The 19,143-nt window shown below is 58.2% G+C and carries 23 protein-coding genes; 14 read left to right on the top strand and 9 right to left on the bottom strand.

The features are described 5' to 3' along the window. The first annotated feature begins 7 nt into the window (after window positions 1–7). From ACXAH8_RS00460 to ACXAH8_RS00450, 3 genes are read left to right on the top strand one after another with little or no spacing between them, the layout of a single operon-like run. Window positions 8–436, top strand: a complete 429-nt coding sequence (locus tag ACXAH8_RS00460) for a VOC family protein (RefSeq protein ID WP_170374130.1) — start codon at window positions 8–10, stop codon at window positions 434–436. After that, the gene (locus tag ACXAH8_RS00455; protein WP_475215209.1) at window positions 403–1,137 is read left to right on the top strand and encodes a DUF1194 domain-containing protein; all 735 of its coding nucleotides are present in this window, start codon (window positions 403–405) and stop codon (window positions 1,135–1,137) included. Before ACXAH8_RS00460 ends, ACXAH8_RS00455 begins: the two co-directional genes overlap by 34 nt. Next, on the top strand, window positions 1,134–1,847 hold the full coding sequence (locus ACXAH8_RS00450; RefSeq protein ID WP_475215208.1) for a DUF1194 domain-containing protein: 714 nt from the start codon (window positions 1,134–1,136) through the stop codon (window positions 1,845–1,847). The genes ACXAH8_RS00455 and ACXAH8_RS00450 overlap by 4 nt, the downstream gene beginning before the upstream one ends. On the opposite strand, the gene ACXAH8_RS00445 is transcribed toward ACXAH8_RS00450, so the two are convergent. The 3 genes from ACXAH8_RS00445 to ACXAH8_RS00435 form a co-directional block, all read right to left on the bottom strand. After that, window positions 1,841–2,338 carry a MarR family winged helix-turn-helix transcriptional regulator gene (locus tag ACXAH8_RS00445; RefSeq protein WP_475215206.1) on the bottom strand — a complete coding sequence of 166 codons (498 nt, stop codon included), beginning with the start codon at window positions 2,336–2,338 and terminating at the stop codon, window positions 1,841–1,843. The two genes, ACXAH8_RS00450 and ACXAH8_RS00445, sit on opposite strands and share 7 nt — an antisense overlap. A gap of 77 nt (window positions 2,339–2,415) precedes the next feature. Further along, window positions 2,416–2,673, bottom strand: a complete 258-nt coding sequence (locus tag ACXAH8_RS00440) for a succinate dehydrogenase assembly factor 2 (protein WP_170721662.1) — start codon at window positions 2,671–2,673, stop codon at window positions 2,416–2,418. Continuing rightward, entirely contained in the window at window positions 2,666–3,064 is a 399-nt protein-coding gene (locus ACXAH8_RS00435) for a helix-turn-helix transcriptional regulator (protein ID WP_170459087.1), read from the bottom strand. Before ACXAH8_RS00435 ends, ACXAH8_RS00440 begins: the two co-directional genes overlap by 8 nt. A gap of 92 nt (window positions 3,065–3,156) precedes the next feature. Between ACXAH8_RS00435 and ACXAH8_RS00430 the strand changes: the two genes are divergently transcribed. After that, a complete protein-coding gene (locus tag ACXAH8_RS00430; RefSeq protein WP_475215204.1) occupies window positions 3,157–4,359 on the top strand; it encodes a pyridoxal phosphate-dependent aminotransferase in 1,203 nt (400 codons plus the stop codon). Window positions 4,360–4,372: 13 nt separating this feature from the next. After that, window positions 4,373–4,774, top strand: a complete 402-nt coding sequence (locus ACXAH8_RS00425) for a hypothetical protein (RefSeq protein WP_475215203.1) — start codon at window positions 4,373–4,375, stop codon at window positions 4,772–4,774. A 3-nt stretch (window positions 4,775–4,777) separates the two neighbouring features. Here the strand turns inward: ACXAH8_RS00425 and ACXAH8_RS00420 are convergent, their stop codons facing one another. From ACXAH8_RS00420 to ACXAH8_RS00410, 3 genes are all read right to left on the bottom strand, one after another. Further along, a complete protein-coding gene (locus tag ACXAH8_RS00420; RefSeq protein WP_475215202.1) occupies window positions 4,778–6,130 on the bottom strand; it encodes an MATE family efflux transporter in 1,353 nt (450 codons plus the stop codon). Window positions 6,131–6,279: 149 nt separating this feature from the next. After that, complete coding sequence (gene ppk2 / locus ACXAH8_RS00415; RefSeq protein ID WP_170639497.1) at window positions 6,280–7,209, bottom strand: polyphosphate kinase 2; 930 nt, start codon at window positions 7,207–7,209, stop codon at window positions 6,280–6,282. A gap of 124 nt (window positions 7,210–7,333) precedes the next feature. Beyond that, window positions 7,334–7,942, bottom strand: a complete 609-nt coding sequence (locus ACXAH8_RS00410) for a carboxymuconolactone decarboxylase family protein (RefSeq protein WP_475215200.1) — start codon at window positions 7,940–7,942, stop codon at window positions 7,334–7,336. An 89-nt stretch (window positions 7,943–8,031) separates the two neighbouring features. On the opposite strand from ACXAH8_RS00410, the gene ACXAH8_RS00405 reads away from it, so the two are divergent. The 4 genes from ACXAH8_RS00405 to ACXAH8_RS00390 all read left to right on the top strand — a co-directional run bounded on the left by ACXAH8_RS00405 (window position 8,032) and on the right by ACXAH8_RS00390 (window position 12,140). Further along, window positions 8,032–8,646: an NYN domain-containing protein gene (locus ACXAH8_RS00405; protein WP_475215198.1), complete on the top strand. Its 615-nt coding sequence runs from the start codon at window positions 8,032–8,034 to the stop codon at window positions 8,644–8,646. A gap of 111 nt (window positions 8,647–8,757) precedes the next feature. Beyond that, the gene (parE, locus tag ACXAH8_RS00400) at window positions 8,758–10,716 is read left to right on the top strand and encodes a DNA topoisomerase IV subunit B (protein ID WP_170639495.1); all 1,959 of its coding nucleotides are present in this window, start codon (window positions 8,758–8,760) and stop codon (window positions 10,714–10,716) included. Then, entirely contained in the window at window positions 10,716–11,528 is an 813-nt protein-coding gene (locus ACXAH8_RS00395; protein WP_475215195.1) for a hypothetical protein, read from the top strand. Before parE ends, ACXAH8_RS00395 begins: the two co-directional genes overlap by 1 nt. A gap of 330 nt (window positions 11,529–11,858) precedes the next feature. Continuing rightward, complete coding sequence (locus ACXAH8_RS00390) at window positions 11,859–12,140, top strand: DUF1496 domain-containing protein (RefSeq protein ID WP_170676585.1); 282 nt, start codon at window positions 11,859–11,861, stop codon at window positions 12,138–12,140. 13 nt (window positions 12,141–12,153) lie between these two features. On the opposite strand, the gene ACXAH8_RS00385 is transcribed toward ACXAH8_RS00390, so the two are convergent. Continuing rightward, window positions 12,154–12,924, bottom strand: coding sequence for an alpha/beta hydrolase (locus tag ACXAH8_RS00385; RefSeq protein ID WP_475215193.1), 771 nt, complete (start codon window positions 12,922–12,924; stop codon window positions 12,154–12,156). Window positions 12,925–13,027: 103 nt separating this feature from the next. Between ACXAH8_RS00385 and ACXAH8_RS00380 the strand changes: the two genes are divergently transcribed. From ACXAH8_RS00380 to ACXAH8_RS00370, 3 genes are all read left to right on the top strand, one after another. Then, on the top strand, window positions 13,028–13,855 hold the full coding sequence (locus ACXAH8_RS00380) for a hypothetical protein (protein WP_475215191.1): 828 nt from the start codon (window positions 13,028–13,030) through the stop codon (window positions 13,853–13,855). A gap of 89 nt (window positions 13,856–13,944) precedes the next feature. After that, window positions 13,945–14,682, top strand: coding sequence for a CAF17-like 4Fe-4S cluster assembly/insertion protein YgfZ (ygfZ, locus tag ACXAH8_RS00375; RefSeq protein WP_475215190.1), 738 nt, complete (start codon window positions 13,945–13,947; stop codon window positions 14,680–14,682). A gap of 108 nt (window positions 14,683–14,790) precedes the next feature. Then, complete coding sequence (locus tag ACXAH8_RS00370) at window positions 14,791–15,726, top strand: ABC transporter transmembrane domain-containing protein (RefSeq protein ID WP_475215189.1); 936 nt, start codon at window positions 14,791–14,793, stop codon at window positions 15,724–15,726. A 55-nt stretch (window positions 15,727–15,781) separates the two neighbouring features. Here ACXAH8_RS00370 and efp read toward each other — a convergent pair whose 3' ends face one another. Beyond that, a complete protein-coding gene (gene efp / locus ACXAH8_RS00365; RefSeq protein WP_170700249.1) occupies window positions 15,782–16,345 on the bottom strand; it encodes an elongation factor P in 564 nt (187 codons plus the stop codon). Between the two features lie 218 nt (window positions 16,346–16,563). Here efp and ACXAH8_RS00360 point away from each other — a divergent pair, with 218 nt between their 5' ends. Further along, window positions 16,564–16,884, top strand: a complete 321-nt coding sequence (locus tag ACXAH8_RS00360) for a DUF6280 family protein (protein ID WP_108785849.1) — start codon at window positions 16,564–16,566, stop codon at window positions 16,882–16,884. A gap of 170 nt (window positions 16,885–17,054) precedes the next feature. Here ACXAH8_RS00360 and ACXAH8_RS00355 read toward each other — a convergent pair whose 3' ends face one another. Next, complete coding sequence (locus ACXAH8_RS00355; protein ID WP_475215187.1) at window positions 17,055–17,624, bottom strand: cobalamin biosynthesis protein CobQ; 570 nt, start codon at window positions 17,622–17,624, stop codon at window positions 17,055–17,057. Window positions 17,625–17,684: 60 nt separating this feature from the next. Here ACXAH8_RS00355 and ACXAH8_RS00350 point away from each other — a divergent pair, with 60 nt between their 5' ends. After that, window positions 17,685–19,142: a cobyric acid synthase gene (locus tag ACXAH8_RS00350; RefSeq protein ID WP_475215186.1), complete on the top strand. Its 1,458-nt coding sequence runs from the start codon at window positions 17,685–17,687 to the stop codon at window positions 19,140–19,142. Window position 19,143 lies beyond the last annotated feature (1 nt).

Below are 19,143 nucleotides of genomic sequence, written 5' to 3'. Positions count from 1 at the left end.
GGCCAAGATGGGGCTTAGATATTTGCACACCATGGTCCGCGTGAAGGATCTTGAGAAATCTATGGCGTTCTACGAGCTGCTGGGCCTGAAGGAAACGCGCCGCCACGAAAGTGAACAAGGCCGGTTCACGCTGATCTTCATGGCCCCTCCCGGGCAGGAGGATCGCCCGCTCGAGCTGACCTATAACTGGGACGGTGACGATGCGCTGCCGAGTGACAGTCGTCATTTCGGTCATCTCGCCTATGGCGTCGACAACATCTACGAGACCTGCCAGCACCTGCAGGACAATGGCGTCGTGATCAACCGTCCTCCTCGCGATGGTCGGATGGCGTTCATTCGCTCGCCCGACAATATCTCGGTCGAACTGCTGCAGAACGGTGACGCACTTGAGCCCGCCGAGCCATGGAGCAGCATGGAGAGTACCGGGCACTGGTGATCCGCACTCTGACAGCACTGGGGCTGGCCGCGTTGGCCAGCCCCGCGCAGGCCGAAGACTGCCGGTTGGCCCTTTTGCTGGCGTTGGATATCTCGGTCTCCGTAGATCAGGCCGAGGATGCGCTGCAACGTCAGGGCCTTGCCGCCGCGATGCTCGCGCCCGAGGTTCAGGCCGCTTTTTTCTCGTCTCCCGCCCCTGTTGCGCTGGCCGTTTATGAATGGAGCGGCCGATCCACCCAGCACGTTGTCTTACCCTGGAAGTTGATCGAAAACGAAGGCGACCTGCTGGCCGCGGCAACCCGGATCAGCCAGTCCGAGCGGTCAGATTCCGGGTCTGCCACCGCAATGGGGCATGCGCTGGCTTACGGGGCCACTATGCTAAAGGATGGTCCGGACTGTCTGTTTCAAACCATCGATCTGTCCGGCGACGGGGCGAACAATGATGGTTATGGCCCCAAAATCGCCTACAAGCATTTCCCTTTCGACGCTGTCACGGTGAACGGGTTGGTGATCAATGCCGCCGATTTCGAGGGCGAGTTATTTCTGGTTCCTTTCTTCGAAGAAAACGTCCTGCACGGACCGGGTGCTTTTCTTGAAATCGCGCAGGGGTTTGAAGACTTTGAGCGTGCCATGCGCCGCAAGCTGGAACGAGAATTGAGCGGCCTGCAATTGGGATCTCTGCAAGAAACAGGCCATAGATGACAAGGTTGCTCGCGCTTGTTGTTTGCCTTTTAGCAGGATCCGTTTCGGCGCAATGCCGTCAAGCTCTGGCGCTTGGGTTGGATGTGTCCGGCTCTGTGGACGTTCACGAGTACAGGTTGCAGATCGATGGTTTGGCCGCTGCGTTGCGACGCCCTGAAATCCGCAAAATCCTTTTGGCAAACCCGGCATATCCCGTTCGCCTGGCCGTGTTCGAGTGGAGCGAACCCGGCCATCAGCGCGTGCTTGTAAAATGGACCGAAATCCGCACCGAATCTGATCTAGGCAGGATCGCGGCAAGACTGGGCGACGTGACCCGCAGCGCCGCGCCGCAAGGCACAGCCGTGGGCGATGCGATGCTGTTTGGCGCGGACCTCCTGAACCAACAACCGGAGTGTTGGAAGCGCACTCTGGATTTGTCCGGAGATGGGAAACACAATCTCGGCCTCCACCCACGCGCAGCCAAGGCGCTGCTGCAGGACAACGGCATCACCATCAACGGTTTGGTGATCGGTGTCGACGACTCCAACTATGGCGACCAAAGGGATGTCCAGATTGGAGAGCTGTCCGCCTACTACAACGCTTGGGTCATCCTCGGCCCTGATGCGTTTGTCGAGGTTGCACTGGGTTTTGAGGCCTATGAGGACGCCATGACCCGCAAACTGATCCGAGAGCTGCAAGGGATCATCCTATCCCAAGCCTCTGATCAGTAAATATAGCGGATCTGGTCCGTCCAATAGCGTTCGACCCGACGCAGTGAAGTGGTGATATCTTCAATCCCTTCCGACCCCAGAACGCCGCGGTTCTGTAACCCTTCGGCATGGCGCAGGAACAGCTCGGACACGATATCGCGAATCTCGCGGCCTTTAGGTGTCAGACGGACCCGGACCGAGCGCCGGTCAATCTCGCAGCGCTGGTGGTGCATATACCCCATCTCGACCAGTTTCTTGAGGTTGTAGCTGACATTGCTACCCTGATAGTAGCCGCGGCTTTTCAATTCGCCGGCGGTCACCTCATGATCGCCGATGTTAAACAGCAAAAGCGCCTGAACCGCATTGATTTCAAGCACGCCCACCCGTTCGAACTCATCCTTGATGACATCCAGCAACAGACGATGCAGACGCTCGACCAGCGCGAGCGCCTCAAGATAACTGGTCATGAAGCCTTTGGCCCCAGACGCAGAGACCTGCATTTCCATACTCATCCGACCCTCCGATTCAGTCGTGTCGTTTCAGACACGATGACCTGAATTTCCGAAAAATCGGTTAAGTCTGATTTTCTTTATTTTTGAAACGTTTGCGCGATATCCGAGATCAGTTCAGCAAAAGGATCAGGCGTATTCACCTGCCCTGTGACCCATTGATACAGGTCCTGATCGTTTTCCTTTAGAAGCGCGTCATACAAGTCCAGCCCGGCCGCATCCATCGCGTTCAGATTGCGCTCGGCATATGCCGACAGGATCAGATCCATCTCTTTGATCCCCCGCCGCATGGAGCGCATCTGCAGGCGTTTGATCCGAACCTCGCGTGTTTCAGTCATTCTTGTCCTGCTCCAGCATCAAACGCAGTTTCTTTTCCAACCGGGCGGCCCGCTCCGCGCTGGCCCGCATCTCGCCACGAATGGCACGCAATTCGGCAACCGCGCCCGCCAGTTCCAGACTGGCTTCGCCCTCTTCTACCGGGGCCTCCATGCCCTCGCCTTCCCCGGTCAGCAGCCACATGATCGAGACATTGATCATGCCCGCCATCATCGACAAGCGATTGGCGCGCGGTTCGGACAGGTCGTTTTCCCAGGCCGCGATCGTCGCCTTCTTGACCCCCAGACGGCGTGCTAATTGTGACTGCGTCATCCCCGCCGCTTCGCGCGCCCCGGCCAGTCTGTCTCCGAACGTTGCAGCATCCGGTCCGTACCAGTCGGTTTCGTCGTTCATCGGGGTCTCCAATTCTGGTGTGTCATACAGCTTGATCGTCAATCGGGCGCACCCTATGACAGACAAGTTGAACATACAAACCGAGGCCGCTCATGAGTTTCCTGTCTGCGACATTGTCACGCGTAAAACCCTCTCCGACCGTCGCGATGACCGCAAAAGCGGCCGAGTTGAAAGCCGCCGGGCGCGATATCATCGCCCTCAGCGCGGGTGAGCCGGATTTCGATACGCCGCAGAACATCAAGGATGCAGCTGTCGCAGCCATCGCTGCGGGCAAGACCAAATACACCGCGCCCGATGGCATTGCCGAGCTGAAACAGGCGGCCTGCGCCAAGATGAAACGCGATCACGGGCTGGACTATACGCCCGCGCAGATCTCGGTCGGAACGGGCGGTAAGCAGACGCTCTACAACGCGCTGATGGCAACGATGAACGAAGGCGATGAGGTTCTGATCCCGGCGCCCTATTGGGTCAGCTATCCCGATATGGTTCTGCTGGCAGGCGGAACGCCTGTTGTGGTCGAGACCACGTTGGAAAACAGCTTCAAACTGACGGCCGAACAACTTGAAGCCGCGATCACCCCCAAGACCAAGTGGTTCATTTTCAACTCGCCCTCGAATCCCACAGGCGCGGGCTACAGCCGGGACGAGTTGAAAGCGCTGACCGACGTTCTGATGCGCCACCCGCATGTCTGGATCATGTCGGACGATATGTACGAACACCTCGCCTATGACGGATTCGAATTCTGCACCCCAGCCGAGGTTGAACCCGGCCTCTATGATCGCACGCTGACCTGCAACGGCGTCTCCAAAGCCTATGCGATGACCGGCTGGCGGATCGGCTATGCCGCCGGTCCGGTCGAGATCATTGCCGCTATGCGCAAAATCCAGTCCCAGTCTACGTCTAACCCTTGCTCGGTCAGCCAATGGGCAGCGGTAGAGGCGTTGAACGGCACGCAGGACTTTCTGGCCCCCAACAATGAGACATTCAAACGCCGCCGCGATCTGGTCGTCGGCATGTTGAACGCCATCGACGGAATCACCTGCCCAACGCCCGAGGGCGCGTTTTACGTCTACCCCTCAATCGCGGGGCTGATTGGCAAAACCACGCCGCAAGGTAGGGTGATCGACTCGGATGAGGCATTTGCCACCGCCCTATTGGAAGAACATGACGTTGCCGTCGTCTTCGGTGCAGCCTTTGGCCTGTCGCCGAACTTCCGAGTCAGCTACGCAACCTCGGATGAGGCCTTGATCGAAGCCTGCACGCGTATCCAGCGTTTCTGTGCCTCTTTGACCTAAGCCGGAGCCACGCATGACCGCAGAGCTGCCAGAGTATTATTTCCGCGTCAGAGAAAACGGGGCCGTGGTGTTCAAGATTGACACCGAGAACCGGCAGCAGCGGATCGAGATGGATCAGATCGCGGTCATCAACATCCGCAACGGAGAGGTCAAGCCACATGGTCAACGCAGCCTGACCGAGGCTGACAAGGCCGAGATCGCCCGCTGGATGGACGCGCGCAAGTCCCTGCTGGCCCAGCGCGATATCGATGATATTTTTCGAGCCGTCGACTACCTAAACCTGACCACGCAATGGGCGCAGTCCAAAGCGTCGGAAGAACAGCTTGAAGAAGTGACCGACCGGCTGTTGATGGCGATGCACGATCTGCGCTCGGTTCTGGTGCGCAAGAAAGCGGACCGGCTGAAGGGCGGCTGAGGGCTACTCGGCCGGTACGCCAACCTCGCGGACAGATCGCATCCAGAACCGTGCCATCAGCAGGACGGCTGCAAAGGCCAGCCCAAGCACGAGACCCATCCAGACGCCGATTCCGTCCATGCCCTGCACGAAGCCGAAATAGTAAGAGGCCGGGATTCCGATCACCCAATAGCTGAGTGCCGCCATGATCATCGGCACTTGTGCATCCTGCAACCCGCGCAGCAGGCCCAGCGCTATAACCTGCGCACCATCGACCAGCTGAAACAGGGCTGCCATGGCCAAAAGGCCTGTGCCAATCGCCAAAATCTCGCCGCGCTGCGCGTTGTCGGCCTCCATAAACAATGAGATCAGAGGCTCGGCACAAGTCAGGAACAGTATGATCGTCAGCACGGACACGACCAGAGACATGCCGGTAACCGCAATCGCGCCACGCTCCAGATGCGCGCGGTCGCGGCGGCCCAGCGCATTGCCCGCGCGAATGGTCGCCGCATTTGACAGGCCCAGATGCACCATGAAAGTCGCCGAAGCGAGGTTGAGCGCAATCCCATGCGCCGCCAGCGGCACCTGCCCCAGCCACCCCATCATTATCGCTGAGGTCGCAAACAGCGTGACTTCGGCCAGTGTGGTCAAGCCAATCGGAACGCCCAGCCGCAGAACCCGGCCAAACATATCCCAGTCCGGGCGCCAGAAGCGTTGAAACAAACTATGCTCCGGCAGAACCCGAACCGCATAGATGATAACCGCAACCAGAGACACGATCTGTGTCACCACGGACGCAATCGCTGCCCCCATGACCCCAAGCTCGGGCGCACCCCAATTGCCGAAGATCAATGCATAATTCGTGACGCCATTCACGACCGCAGCGATCACGGTGATCCATAGCACGATCTGAGTACGCTCTAACGCGGCCAGATAAGACTTCAGCACCATCACCAGCAGCGCAGGAAACAACCCCCATCCTGCAACGCGAAGATATTCCGAGGCGGTCTGCGCCACCTGCGGCTCCTGTTTCAGGGCAATCAGGATTGGATAGGACCACCACAGCAGCGGCATCATCAGCGCGGCATAGAGCAGTGACAGCCACAAGCCCATGCGGGTCGAGCGGCGGATGTTGGTCTCGCCCTCTTCTGCGGCGGCCGTCGCCACCATGGGCATAACGGCCCAGCCAAATCCGGCCCCAAATAGGAACAACACAAAGTAGTAGCTGCTTGCCAGTGTCACTGCGGCCAGGGCCTCAACCCCGTACCAGCCGAGCATCACTGTATCGGTCAGGCCGATTGCGAACTGCGCCAAATGCCCGCCAACCAGCGGCAGTCCAAGCACAGCAATCGCCCGGAAATGGGCGGGATATGTCATCACTTTCGTCATCTCGCCAGCCATAGGCCCGCGCCCTGCCCAAAATCAAGGCAGAAGTTAAAAACTCAAGGTGATACTTCAGAGAGATGCCAACCAAATGAAGAAGCCGTTGAATGTTTTCACTCAACGGCTTCTTTCCACTTTGCGTTTTAGTTGGATTTGGCGTCCGGGTGCAGCGCCGTTCCCAGAATATGATCCGAGCGGTGAATCACATGATGCGCCTGACCGACGATCAGCGGATCAGGTTCGCCGACGACCGAGGCGTCCTTGTCCGGATAATCCAGCGTCGACAGGAAATGGCGCATGCAGTTCAGGCGCGCGCGTTTCTTGTCGTTAGATTTGACGACGGTCCATGGCGCGTCAGCGGTGTCGGTGTAGAAGAACATCGCCTCTTTCGCCTCGGTATAATCGTCCCACTTGTCCAGGCTCGCTTTGTCGATGGGCGACAGCTTCCACTGTTTCAACGGATCGGTTTCACGGCTCTTGAAGCGGCGCTGTTGCTCTTCCTGCGTGACCGAGAACCAGTATTTGTAGAGATTGATGCCCGAGCGCACCAGCATCCGTTCCAAATCCGGGGTTTGACGCATGAATTCCAGATACTCGTTGGGATCGCAAAAGCCCATCACCCGCTCAACGCCCGCACGGTTGTACCAGGAGCGGTCGTAGAACACCATTTCGCCAACGGTGGGCAACTCCTGAATGTAGCGCTGGTAGTACCACTGGCCTTTCTCCTCCCACGTCGGCTTGTTCAGCGCGACGACACGCGCCTGACGCGGGTTGAGGTGTTCCATGAAGCGCTTGATCGTACCGCCCTTACCCGCAGCGTCGCGACCCTCGAACAACAGCACGAAACGCTGACCCGTATCCTGAGCCCAATGCTGAACCTTCAGCAACTCGGCCTGCAACTTGGCCTTCTGCGCCTCGTAATCCTTGCGCGCCATCTTGCGACCATAAGGGTACTTCCCGCTTTCGAACGCGTGCCGAATTTTCTCGGCGCTGGGTACGGCCGGTTCGGGTGCAGGTGTGGGCACTACCTTGATGTTAACGGCTTCGGGTTTCTTCTGGGCGGTCGTTTCCATTCGGCTGTCCTCTTGTTGTTCTTGTCTTGAGAACGAGCTAGCAGAAAGCGCAAGATCCTGCGTTGATTGGGATCAAATTGGAGCGAATTTCGACGAAAAAACCGGGGTTTCCGAGATGACCAGACTAGCGGTGTCCCCAATCATCGGGATTGTCCGAGTTGCTAGGCGACAGCCCCAGAACGTCCCCCTTTGTCGAACAGCCAAGCCCCAAGACCGTCCGGTTGGCATAGTTGAAATAGGCGCAGACCTGATTGATCTCGAGGATTTCTCCGTCGTCCCACCCAGCGTCGCGCAGGGCTGTGACATCCGCCTCGACCATGTCGCCAGGTGCTTCGGTCAACTTGCGCGCATAGTGCATCGCTGCGATCTGCGCCTCGTTCAAAGGCGCGGCCTTTGGATCGCCCACCTCAATCGCCGCGCGGATCGCATCCCCCCTTGGCGGATCGGTCAGTAGCCGTTGCAGACCGTTGAAGTGATGCTCGACGCAATAGGAACAGGTGTTCAACGCGCTAACCCAAACGCCAAGCGTCTCCAGAAACCATTTGGGGATCGTGTTGGCCGAATGGTGCAGCACATTCTTGTACAGCGTCATGTGGCCTTCCATCGAATGCGGACGCAAGGAATGCGCCATCATGATGTTGTCCACGTTATTGTCGGGCCCAGTTACCCGATCATACAACTTTTTTAGCTTACCGGTCGCTTCCTGAAATGGCACGGTCTTGATCCAGCTCATTGAAACGAGGCCCCTTTTTCCTTGAACACTTTAGGTCACACACAGCTTGGCTACATTTGAGGCGAACAATCAATCGGAATTGAAAACAGATGCCAAAAGGATTGAACTCCGTCCAGATTTCTCACCTTAAACGCGATTCATTTTCAGAGGCCACTGTGCGTATTCTCATTTTTGCTTTTCTTCTATCCTCCGCCGCTACTGCCTTTGCCGTCCTTTCTCTGATTTCTACCGATTGGCTTTTGCTAGCTGCCCCTTGCGCCATAGCCAGTGCGCTTTTGATCCTGCCACGATGGCTCAAACGCAAGCCTCGCAGCTGGGCTGTTGTTGATGGATCGAATGTCATGCATTGGAAGGATGGCGAGCCTCGCATAGAAACGGTGCGAGAAGTAGTCGAGAAACTGACCGGCGCCGGTCTAACGCCCCGCGTAGTCTTCGACGCTAACGTGGGCTACAAGATCAAGGGCCGCTACTTGCACCACAACGCCCTTGCCGATCTTCTAAACCTGCCCGAGGATCGCGTCACGGTGGCCCAAAGCGGCACGCCCGCCGACCCCCTGGTGCTGCAAGTTGCTAAAGATTATGGGGCAATCGTCGTATCAAACGACCGCTTCCGCGACTGGGCCGAGGAGTTTGGCGCGGTTTTGCAACCGGAATACTCCGTGCGTGGCGGATACAGGGATGGGACGCTTTGGCTGTCTTTGTAGGATGTCAATCGCCGGCATTTAGGCAATCCATCCACAACACCTCGGGTCCCTCTTCCCCCGACCCACATCACCTGCCATAATGGGGGAAACTCAAAAACAAGAGCAGCACCGATGCCCGACGATCTGTTGACGCCCAGCGCGACCGCCACCTACGACGCCTCCTCGATCGAGGTGCTTGAAGGGTTGGAGCCGGTCCGAAAACGCCCCGGTATGTATATCGGCGGCACGGATGAGCGCGCTTTGCACCACATGGTCGCTGAGATCCTCGACAACTCCATGGACGAGGCGGTCGCTGGTCACGCCAACCGGATCGAGGTTGAGTTGCACGCGGACTACGCCCTGACGGTACGCGACAACGGGCGCGGTATTCCGATCGACCCGCACCCCAAATTCCCCGAAAAATCCGCGCTTGAGGTCATCCTGTGCACCCTGCACGCGGGTGGTAAATTCTCGGGCAAGGCCTATCAGACCTCGGGCGGTCTGCACGGCGTGGGTGCATCGGTTGTGAACGCCTTGTCGGATTCGATGGTCGTGCAGGTGGCGCGAGACAAAACGCTGTTCGAGCAGCGATTCTCGCGTGGGATCCCTCTGGGTCCAGTCGAAAAGGTCGGCGCGGCGCCGAACCGGCGCGGTACGACCGTAACCTTCCATGCGGATGCCGAGATCTTCGGTCACCACAAGTTCAAACCTGCGCGGCTGTTCAAATCCATCCGCTCCAAGGCTTACCTATTCTCGGGCGTGGAAATCCGCTGGAAATCCGCCATCGACGACGGCGAGACCCCGACCGAAGCCACCTTTCACTTCCCCGGCGGCCTGTCGGACTATCTGAAGGAGACGATGAACGGCTCCTCGACCTATGCTGAGCAGCCCTTTGCCGGCACCGTGGACTTTAACGAGAAATTCGGAACCCCCGGCAAGGTCGAATGGGCGATCAACTGGACGCCCTCGCGCGACGGGTTCATTCAATCCTACTGTAACACCGTCCCTACGCCCGAAGGCGGCACCCATGTGGCCGGATTCTGGGCGGCGGTTCTCAAGGGGATCAAGGCCTACGGTGAGCTGATCAACAACAAGAAAGCCGGTCAGATCACCCGCGACGACCTGATCACCGGCGGTTGCGCGCTGGTGTCGTGTTTCATCTCCGAGCCCGAATTCGTCGGCCAGACCAAGGATCGTCTTGCAACGGTCGAGGCACAGCGGCTGGTCGAAAACTCGGTCCGTGACCATTTCGACAACTGGTTGGCGGCTGACACGAAATCTGCCGGCGCGATTCTGGACTTCCTCATCCTGAGGGCTGAGGAACGTCTGCGCCGACGGGCCGAGAAGGAAACACAACGCAAATCCGCCACTAAGAAACTTCGTCTCCCCGGCAAGCTGGTGGATTGCTCTAGTTCAACACGCGACGGCACCGAGTTATTCATCGTCGAGGGCGACTCGGCGGGCGGTTCTGCCAAAATGGGTCGCGATCGCAAGACACAGGCCCTTTTGCCCCTGCGCGGCAAAATCCTGAATGTGCTGGGCGCGGCCAGTTCGAAACTGGGCACCAATGCCGAGATCAACGACCTGACCCAAGCTCTGGGTGTGGGCCTTGGCACCAAGTTCAACGTCGACGACCTGCGCTATGACAAGATCATCATCATGACCGACGCTGATGTGGACGGGGCGCATATCGCCTCACTGCTGATGACGTTTTTCTTCACCCAAATGCGGCCAATGATCGACGCGGGCCACCTCTACCTCGCCTGCCCGCCTCTCTATCGCCTGACCCAAGGCGCGAAACGCGTTTATTGCCTAGACGAAGCCGAGCGGGATGAGTGGCTTGAGAAAGGTCTGGGCGGCAAAGGCAAAATCGACGTCTCGCGCTTCAAGGGTCTGGGCGAGATGGACGCCAAGGACCTGAAAGAAACCACAATGGACCCGGCCTCCCGCAAACTGATCCGCGTTACCATCGACGAGGACGAACCCGGCGAGACCGGCGACCTGGTTGAGCGTCTGATGGGTAAGAAGCCCGAACTGCGGTTCCAATATATTCAAGAGAACGCGCGGTTTGTGGAAGAGTTGGATGTTTAGTGGCTAACAAGAAAATCGGCACCTGCCTCCTCACTGGGAAGACCGACAAGCTCGTCAAATGCCATATTTTACCGCAAGCCTTCACTCGTCCTGCAATAAACGGTGAGCCGCTTCTTCAGTCGACAAAAGGTGAAGGCCATAGAAGGCGTTGGACGAGTTGGTATGACGCTTCACTAGTGACACGTGCCGGCGAAGACATTCTAAGCGCGATCGATGACGTAGCTATAAAGGAACTGAGACGAGCGAAATTGGTGTGGTCAGGTTGGGGAATCGTGCCACCGGTTTTCGAGCCGATTGGCCCGTACCTGCCAGACCATGGCCTACGTACCGTCAAAAAAATCAATCAGGAAGCCATCTGGAGGTTTTTTTGGAGTATCGCATGGCGAGCTAGTGTTTCCCAAATAGCTGATATGAAGTACTTTCAGCTTCCCGAGGAAGTTGAGGTAATGGCGCGAGATGCCATCTTGAAGCAGAGAACCTCATGCTTGGAACTTCCAGTGTCACTTATCCAGTTGTCTACCAAGGGAGAAGCACACAATCATTCCCCCATCATTGATACGAAATTACAACCAAGTTCAGATGGCAAAAACGAGAAGCAGGTACCTTTCGCTAGAGTTTACGTAGATGGGTTAGTCGCGCACCTTGAGTTCTCGCCAATATCCAAAACACACGACGGGGATTTCTCAATCTGGCTTGGCGATCGACCTAACATTGCTGTCAGCACGATTTCATACGAAGCCTCATTTCACTATCAGAATATGCTGAACATAGCTTACGAAAGCTATTTTGGCCCTCTTAGTGAGTCTGCCTAACTATTCCCAAGCAATCCTTCTCGCCCATGTAAGTCGATAACGCGCGGCATCTTCGCCCCCCGAAGCAAGCGTAGGATGGGTTTCCAACCCATCAAATTTCCCGCCTCCAGATGGGTGTAAACACCCATCCTACACCACCACAATCCCGGCGTCCGATCTCAGCGATATCCCCGTAGGCCGGGCTTCAGCCCGGCACACCGCAACCCCCTTGCCTAACCCGTTGATCCCGTTCACACTTACCCTCAAACCGTCATCCAAGAACGACATTTGAGGTTCCGAGCGTCCAAGACCCAATCTAACCACGAACAGAGTTTCGAACGGGAGGACGACATGAAAACACTTACCCTAGGTCTGGCGCTGGCCGTACTGGCCTCGACCGCCGCCGCGCAGCAAACGCTTAGCCTTGCATCGCCCATACCGGATGGGGCCGAGAGCCGGTTCTGCTACTACGAAGGCTTGGCCTATTCCGAAGACGCCTTTGTCCTGCTGGTCGGCGACAACACCGTCACCGACACAATTTCCACCGTGCAGGAACGCCTGTTACGATGCCACCGCGACAGCGACGGTACCCTGAAATGGCGACCACAGAGTACATTCTCTACCAATAACTAACGAGCCTGCCGCCCTACCCCACCTTTTGATCCAGCCAGTCCGCGATCTGTGCGGCTGGCCCCTCCCATCCCGGTTCCATGAACAGGAAATGTGCGTGGTTTTCGGCAGGCAAAAAGGTCGCAAGGTCTCCGTAGAGGTCCGCTAAGGCGCGGCAGGTGTTGGGGTTCACGGCCCGGTCCTCGGTGCCGGACACGATCAGCACGGGGCATTCGACCTTGTCGATATCCACTTTCATCGCGTGGTGGTCGTCGAACATCCAGAAGAACATCTCGAACATCACCCGCCCGCTTTCCGGACCAAGCCGATCGAAGACCGCGTGTTGTTGCGCCTCGGGCAGCTTGTTCAGCGCGAACGGGGCCATGAGATCGAAATCGACCCGCATGGGCTGCTTCCAGAAGGCCCCACCCTCCATCAACGCACGCGGCACGGCGCGTTCATCGTCGGTCGCGGGCAGAGTGCCCCAGGCGGCGTTGGGGTTGATCAGAACGATTGCGCTGGCCAGGCCACGCGCGGCGACCTGTTGCGCCACGACACCGGCTATAGCGTGGCCCAGCAGCACGGGTTTGCTGTCGAGCCCTTCAACCAACGCAGCGATATCATCCGCATAGTCCATGACGCTTGTATCGGTCAGCCCCGGGTCTGGCTCAACCTTAGGGTCGGCATCGTGATACCGCAGCGCCGGGGTGTGAACCGTCCAACCGCGGTCACGGAAGAAACCGGCGTAGTCCTCCATGCACCAAGGGCCGGCAAACGCGCCGTGGATCAGGACAATATGCTTTGTCATCAAAACCTCCCACCTCTTTCCACCCAGTATGATCATCCTGAAAGACGAAACAACTGCGCGTGATCGCTGTTGCGTGAGGGGGCGGACCACTTAAACTTGTCTCATGACATTTGTGACCGAAAACCAATTGCCTCTGCTGATCCTGTTCTTCCTGATCGGATCGGTTGGAACGGGCTTTCTGTTTCGCAAACCGGCCGGGCACAGGGCGTGGAAGCTGGCCGATCTGGTTTGGGTCGTCCTCGGGGGGATCGGTGCCTTGGTGGCCGTCCTGGCAGGGCTTTATACATCCGACAGCTCGCGGCTGGATCGGCAGATAGATGTGGCATACGCGGCGTCCTCGGCCTTTGACCGCGATGCGGCGCGTTTCCGGTTGCGGTTTTGCGACCCGGCCTATGACCCCGACACCGGCGTCTTGTGCGAAAAGGTCGAGTTTCTGTCGGCCTCAACCGCCAGCAATACCGATCTGCCTCTTTTCATCGCCGTCACGAATGAGGTCGCCCCCCTGCAGGGTTTGCACTTCTTGTTCGGCCGGCAAGACAAGGACGAGATGGAGGAGATGGCCGCCAAAGCCAACGCCTTCGATATCGAACAATTTCTGGTCTTCACCTCGCTGGATGACGAAACCCAAACCGCCATCGACAATATGCGCCGCAAAGTCCCCGCGATTGCTGGGGACTATTTGATCCTCGCCCAAAGCTACGACGAATTGATCGAGCAGGTCAGCAAGCTGAAAGATGAATGGGAGTATCTGCAGGCCAACGCCCACATTCTTGTTCTGCAGATCGTGGCGCTGTGTCTTGTCAGCTTTGCCGCGCCCTTCCGATTGGGGAAATCCATTGTCGAGCTGCGCACAACGCTGCATCCCGACGCGGCGCAGGAGGTGGCCGAAACAGCGCCTGACAGCCCAAGAAAACCGCAGACAGACAGCTAGTTCGGGCGTTGCAAAGCGCCGAAACCCACTGGTCTTGACCGCAAAACTCCCTATATCTCGGGGCCGAGGCAGATGATAAGGACCACGCCATGCCAACCCGTCGCATACTGCGCCTGACCGGCTCGGATACCGAGAGCTTTTTGCAGGACCTGATCACCAATGACATCAGCGGGCTGGATGAAGGGCTGGTCTATGCCGCGCTATTGACGCCGCAGGGCAAATACCTGGCCGATTTCTTCCTGAAACGCGACGGCGACGCGGTGTTGCTGGACGTGGCCGAGTCGTTGGCGGATGGCCTGATCAAACGGCTGAGCATGTACAAGCTGCGGGCGGATGTGGCGATCGAGGTCTCGGATCTGAACCTGCAGCGCGGCACCGGGCCTGCGCCAGAGGGCGCCTTGCCTGACCCGCGCCATCCTGACTTGGGTTGGCGGGCTTACATCGCGTCGACGGAAAGCGATGATGGTACCGATTGGGAAGCAATCCGCGTGCGCCATTGCATCCCCGAAACCGGCATCGAATTGCACCCCGACAGCTATATCCTCGAATCCCGATTTGAGCCGCTGCGAGGCGTCGACTTCAAAAAGGGCTGCTATGTTGGTCAGGAAGTGACCGCGCGCATGAAACACAAGACTGAGCTGCGCAAAGGACTGTGTCGCGTCGCCATCGACGGGGCAGCCCCTGTGGGCAGCGCAATTGAAGCCAATGGCAAGCCGGTGGGCACGCTGTTCACGCAATCTGGCGGCCACGCCATAGCCTATCTGCGCTTTGATCGGGCAACCGGTGACTTGCAGGCCGACGCTGCCACGATCCGTCTGATCGACTGATACTTGTTGCCCAATCGGCACGTGACCAAAACGGTCTCAACGCTGACCCTTTGAACCCCGGTCCCTGCCCTGCCACAGTGCGGCTATTCGAATGAACCGGATACCCGCATGCTCAGACTTTATTCCGCAATCTGGCGCGCAAGCGCCGGGCGTCAGATCCTACTGATCCTACTCTCGGTGGCCGTGGCCGCTCTGGCCGCTGTTCCGCTGGAGTTTCAACGCGCAATCGTTAACCATCTGACCTCGCTCGATGTTGGGGCGGAACGCCTGGTCTATCTGGGGCTTGGCATGATGGGGGTGATCTTGCTGAGCCTCGCGTTGAAATGGGTTCTGGGCTACCGCGCCGGTACTTTGGGTGAGGACATGATCCGCCTGATCCGCCAACGTCTGCTTTGGCGGTCCTCAGACATCAACGAAACCGGCGAGAGCGTGCGCAAGGGCACCATGACCACCGCAATCTCGGCCGAAGCGGAGGAGTTGGGCAAATTCGCAGGCGGCGCATTCTCGGACCCGGTGGTTCAGATTGGCACGTTGATCAGTGTGATCGGTTACATCTCATCCACGCAACCCGGGCTGGGCCTGATCGCCTTTTCGATGATCGTGCCGCAGATCATCATCGTTCTGGTCTCGCAGCGCAAAGTGAATGTGTTCGTGGCCGAACGTGTCCGCATCCTGCGCAGTGCGACAGATCAGCTAACGACAGAGGACCTTGAAGCGGTTGAGCAGGATATCAACGCCCTCTTCGACGACATCTATGAAACCCGCAAACGAATGTTTCTGTGGAAGCTTTCGGCCAAGTTCTTGCTGAGCGTGATCAACGGCGCGGGCACCGTTGGAATATTAATGTTGGGCGGCTGGCTGGTGCTTGAAGGCAAAACCGATGTGGGGACCGTTGTTGCCGCCACCAGTGGCCTCGGCCGCATTCAGGGGCCGACGGCCTTCCTGATCGCCTTCTACCGGCAAGTCAGCGCCAACCGGATCAAATATGAGCTAATGTTAGAGCTGTTTGGCCCCGACCCGACACGCTATCGCCACCGCGCATGAAGAGACCGCGCAGCGGCAGGCTGGCGCGGTCTTTTGCGAATGCATATGGCGGCGATCAGGCGCGCTCGGAATATTCCATGGTTTCGGTGTTCACCACGATCATCTCATCCTGCCCCACGAAAGGAGGCACCATGACCTTGACGCCATTGTCCAGAACCGCCGGTTTGAACGAGTTCGCAGCAGTCTGACCTTTGACCACCGGTTCGGTCTCAACGATCTGGCAGGTGACCTTTTGGGGCAGCGTGGCGTTCAGCGCCTCGGATTCGTAGAACTCGACCACGATGGTCATGCCGTCCTGCAGAAACGGGCGACGCTCGCCCAGTAGGTCGGCAGGCAGTTCGATCTGCTCATAGGTCTCTGCATCCATGAACACCAGCATGCCGTCGGATTCGTACAGGAACTGCTGATCCTTCTGTTCCAGCCGCACACGCTCGACCTTGTCCGCCGACCGGAACCGCTCGTTCAATTTAGACCCGTTGCGCAGGTTGCGCAATTCGACCTGTGCAAAAGCACCGCCTTTACCGGGCTTTACGTGGTCTACTTTTACAGCCGCCCACAGCCCGTCATTATGCTCAAGCACGTTGCCGGGGCGAATTTCGTTCCCATTGATCTTGGGCATGACATAATTCCTTCACAAACGGTTGATGCGTCAGTTGTCGTCCCTATATCTGGCAGGACCATCCCTGACAAGACAACGACACCTAGTGCTGCACATGCAGCAAGCCATGCAAATGACGCAACGCAACTATGCATTTTAGCTGTATCCGAATCGGAGCTAATAGGTCATAAGGACCGTCACGCCGAAAATGCAAGAGCAAGAACAACAAGGAAGACGAGATGAGAGATTTCGTTGACGGCACTGCCTTTAACAATGAGCAAGGCAATCGTGCGCGTAAACTTTTCGCGGCTGTTGTGCTGGCCGCACTGGATGATGCCATCGCCGATGATAAGAAATACGGCAACGGCCCCGAACAAATCGCCCGCTGGGCCCGCTCGCGCGATGGTCGCGAGGTGCTGTCCTGCGCGGGTATTGACCCGAACGAGCGGGTTGTTAGCGGACTGATGGACTTCGTTGGCCGTGGTGTGCGGACTTCCGTCGCCCTGTCACGCGAAGAAAGCGAGCGTCGCAACGCCGCCCAACAAGCCGAAGCCGCCTGATCCAAGGCGATTTCACTACGAAAAAGCGCGCCTCCAGACTTTGGGGCGCGTTTTTCTTTGGCTCTGTCTATAGCGTTCCGGGTTACACCTGTGACACGAATACCCTGCCACGCTTTCAGCGTTCTCGGGATATTCATGTCACATGACGCTTCAGGAAAACCCGAAACGCTTTAGAAAAACAGAACCCATTGCCGTGCGACCCAGATCTCGGCCGCCAGCAGCAGCGCGAAGAAGAGCTTTGCGGACAACGAAAGCCCCCTGCTCCAAAGCACGACATAAGAGCCGACGCAAAGCGCAATTGACACCGGCATGACCCAAATCGAGTGATGCGACGTGTCCCAATAGCTGACCGGACTGTGAAAGACCCAATCGCTCAGCGGCCAGAAATGAGGGCGCCCGTCCCCCGCATGCAGACCGAAATCCATCAGCAGATGCAATAATCCGGCCGACGCCGCAACCGTCAGGACCCGCCATCCCCGCCAGAGCCCCAGCGCCAGTGCCAGCCCCCACAGGATGAACGAGTTGTCGATTGCGAAAACCGTCTGCCATTGCGGTGAAAAATAGAGTTCATCGAACACCACATGGGGTGGAATGTTCAGAATATGCAGCGATACTCCTGCCATCAGGTACAGCGACAGATCCGGCAACAGCGACCCCAGCACGGCCGCCCAAAGTATGCGCCCGCGTGCAGGCCGCGCAAAGGCGGCTGCGCCGATCAAAAGATGCGCAGGCGTGTTCATCTGGGGCTTTCCCTTTGGCGTCAAATCAGGTCATTTGCCCCCAACGTATAGGAGACGCCAATGGTTCGCGCCATCATGATTCAAGGCACCGGCAGCAATGTCGGCAAATCGGTTCTGGTTGCCGGGCTGGCGCGGGCATTCACGCGGCGCGGTCTGAAGGTCGCTCCGTTCAAGCCGCAGAACATGTCGAACAACGCAGCTGTGACAGAAAACGGAGGCGAGATCGGACGCGCGCAGGCCCTGCAAGCGCGCGCAGCCAAACGCCCGACGCATACGGATATGAACCCGATCCTGCTAAAACCCGAAACGGATACCGGCGCGCAGATCATCGTTCAGGGCCAGCGCGCAGGCACGATGAAGGCCGGCGATTACCGCAAGGACAAATCCAAACTGCTGGGGGTCGCGCTGGAAAGCTTTGACCGGCTTTGTGGCGACGCTGATCTGGTCCTGATTGAGGGCGCGGGCAGCCCGGCTGAGACCAACCTGCGCAAAGGAGACATCGCCAATATGGGCTTTGCCTGCGCCGCCGGGGTTCCTGTGGTGCTGGTGGGCGACATCCACCGGGGTGGCGTGATTGCGCAGATCGTGGGCACTCAGGCCGTGCTGGACGAGGGCGATCTGGCGATGATCCGTGGCTTTGCCGTCAACCGCTTCAAAGGCGATGTATCTCTGTTTGATGAAGGGCGCGATGATATCGCCGCGCGGACCGGCTGGCCTTGCCTGGGTGTTGTTCCCTGGTTCCACGACGCATGGAAACTACCCGCCGAAGATATGATGGACATCCGCTCTCATACCGGTGGGGCCTGCAAGGTTGTGGTGCCTCAGTTGGAGCGCATGGCCAATTTCGACGATCTGGACCCGCTTTCGGCTGAGCCCGGCGTCAGTGTCGAGATCATTCCCGCAGGCCGCCCCCTTCCCGGAGACGTCGATCTGGTGCTGTTGCCCGGCAGCAAATCGACCATCGGTGATCTGACCTATTTCCGGAAGCAGGGCTGGGATATCGACCTCTACGCACATGTGCGCCGTGGTGGTCACGTTTTAGGTCTGTGTGGCGGATATCAGATGCTAGGGAAAACGATCTCAGACCCCGAAGGCGTGGATGGCCGCCCCGGCACGGTTGAGGGCCTAGGGCTACTGGACGTTGACACGGTCATGGCGGGCAAGAAACACGTGACCCTGACCGAGGCTTGCGCCCTGCCAAATCGCGAACCCGTCAGCGGCTACGAGATTCACATGGGCCGCACCGAAGGGCCAGATTGCGCACGTGCCTGGCTTGAGGTGCAAGGACGCCCTGAAGGAGCAGCCAGTGCCAATGGGCGCATTCTGGGCAGCTATCTGCATGGGATTTTCTCATCCGATGCCTTCCGCGCGCAATACCTATCGCGTTTGGGTGTCACATCCGAGAACGCCTATGAAGACGGAGTCGAACAGGCGCTGGATGATCTGGCAGACCATCTTGAACTACATATGGATCTGGATCTGCTGCTGGAGCTTGCTCAGACGCCGCAACAGGCCTGAG

This window comes from Ruegeria sp. ABV3_008 (genome assembly GCF_056161185.1).
The sequence above is the reverse complement of the archived record's forward strand: the minus strand, read 5'-3'. Positions and strand labels throughout refer to the sequence as shown.

Bases quoted from the DNA above. Each gene is read 5' to 3' on its own strand.
- ACXAH8_RS00385 (WP_475215193.1), bottom strand. From the start codon at position 12,924: ATGACAAAGCATATTGTCCTGATCCACGGCGCGTTTGCCGGCCCTTGG.
- ACXAH8_RS00450 (WP_475215208.1), top strand. From the start codon at position 1,134: ATGACAAGGTTGCTCGCGCTTGTTGTTTGCCTTTTAGCAGGATCCGTT.
- ACXAH8_RS00380 (WP_475215191.1), top strand. From the start codon at position 13,028: ATGACATTTGTGACCGAAAACCAATTGCCTCTGCTGATCCTGTTCTTC.
- ACXAH8_RS00420 (WP_475215202.1), bottom strand. From the start codon at position 6,130: ATGACATATCCCGCCCATTTCCGGGCGATTGCTGTGCTTGGACTGCCG.
- parE (WP_170639495.1), top strand. From the start codon at position 8,758: ATGCCCGACGATCTGTTGACGCCCAGCGCGACCGCCACCTACGACGCC.
- ppk2 (WP_170639497.1), bottom strand. From the start codon at position 7,209: ATGGAAACGACCGCCCAGAAGAAACCCGAAGCCGTTAACATCAAGGTA.
- ACXAH8_RS00370 (WP_475215189.1), top strand. From the start codon at position 14,791: ATGCTCAGACTTTATTCCGCAATCTGGCGCGCAAGCGCCGGGCGTCAG.
- ACXAH8_RS00360 (WP_108785849.1), top strand. From the start codon at position 16,564: ATGAGAGATTTCGTTGACGGCACTGCCTTTAACAATGAGCAAGGCAAT.
- efp (WP_170700249.1), bottom strand. From the start codon at position 16,345: ATGCCCAAGATCAATGGGAACGAAATTCGCCCCGGCAACGTGCTTGAG.
- ACXAH8_RS00350 (WP_475215186.1), top strand. From the start codon at position 17,685: ATGGTTCGCGCCATCATGATTCAAGGCACCGGCAGCAATGTCGGCAAA.
- ACXAH8_RS00410 (WP_475215200.1), bottom strand. From the start codon at position 7,942: ATGAGCTGGATCAAGACCGTGCCATTTCAGGAAGCGACCGGTAAGCTA.
- ACXAH8_RS00355 (WP_475215187.1), bottom strand. From the start codon at position 17,624: ATGAACACGCCTGCGCATCTTTTGATCGGCGCAGCCGCCTTTGCGCGG.
- ACXAH8_RS00405 (WP_475215198.1), top strand. From the start codon at position 8,032: ATGCCAAAAGGATTGAACTCCGTCCAGATTTCTCACCTTAAACGCGAT.
- ACXAH8_RS00425 (WP_475215203.1), top strand. From the start codon at position 4,373: ATGACCGCAGAGCTGCCAGAGTATTATTTCCGCGTCAGAGAAAACGGG.
- ACXAH8_RS00390 (WP_170676585.1), top strand. From the start codon at position 11,859: ATGAAAACACTTACCCTAGGTCTGGCGCTGGCCGTACTGGCCTCGACC.
- ACXAH8_RS00440 (WP_170721662.1), bottom strand. From the start codon at position 2,673: ATGACTGAAACACGCGAGGTTCGGATCAAACGCCTGCAGATGCGCTCC.
- ygfZ (WP_475215190.1), top strand. From the start codon at position 13,945: ATGCCAACCCGTCGCATACTGCGCCTGACCGGCTCGGATACCGAGAGC.
- ACXAH8_RS00460 (WP_170374130.1), top strand. From the start codon at position 8: ATGGGGCTTAGATATTTGCACACCATGGTCCGCGTGAAGGATCTTGAG.
- ACXAH8_RS00435 (WP_170459087.1), bottom strand. From the start codon at position 3,064: ATGAACGACGAAACCGACTGGTACGGACCGGATGCTGCAACGTTCGGA.
- ACXAH8_RS00455 (WP_475215209.1), top strand. From the start codon at position 403: ATGGAGCAGCATGGAGAGTACCGGGCACTGGTGATCCGCACTCTGACA.
- ACXAH8_RS00430 (WP_475215204.1), top strand. From the start codon at position 3,157: ATGAGTTTCCTGTCTGCGACATTGTCACGCGTAAAACCCTCTCCGACC.
- ACXAH8_RS00445 (WP_475215206.1), bottom strand. From the start codon at position 2,338: ATGAGTATGGAAATGCAGGTCTCTGCGTCTGGGGCCAAAGGCTTCATG.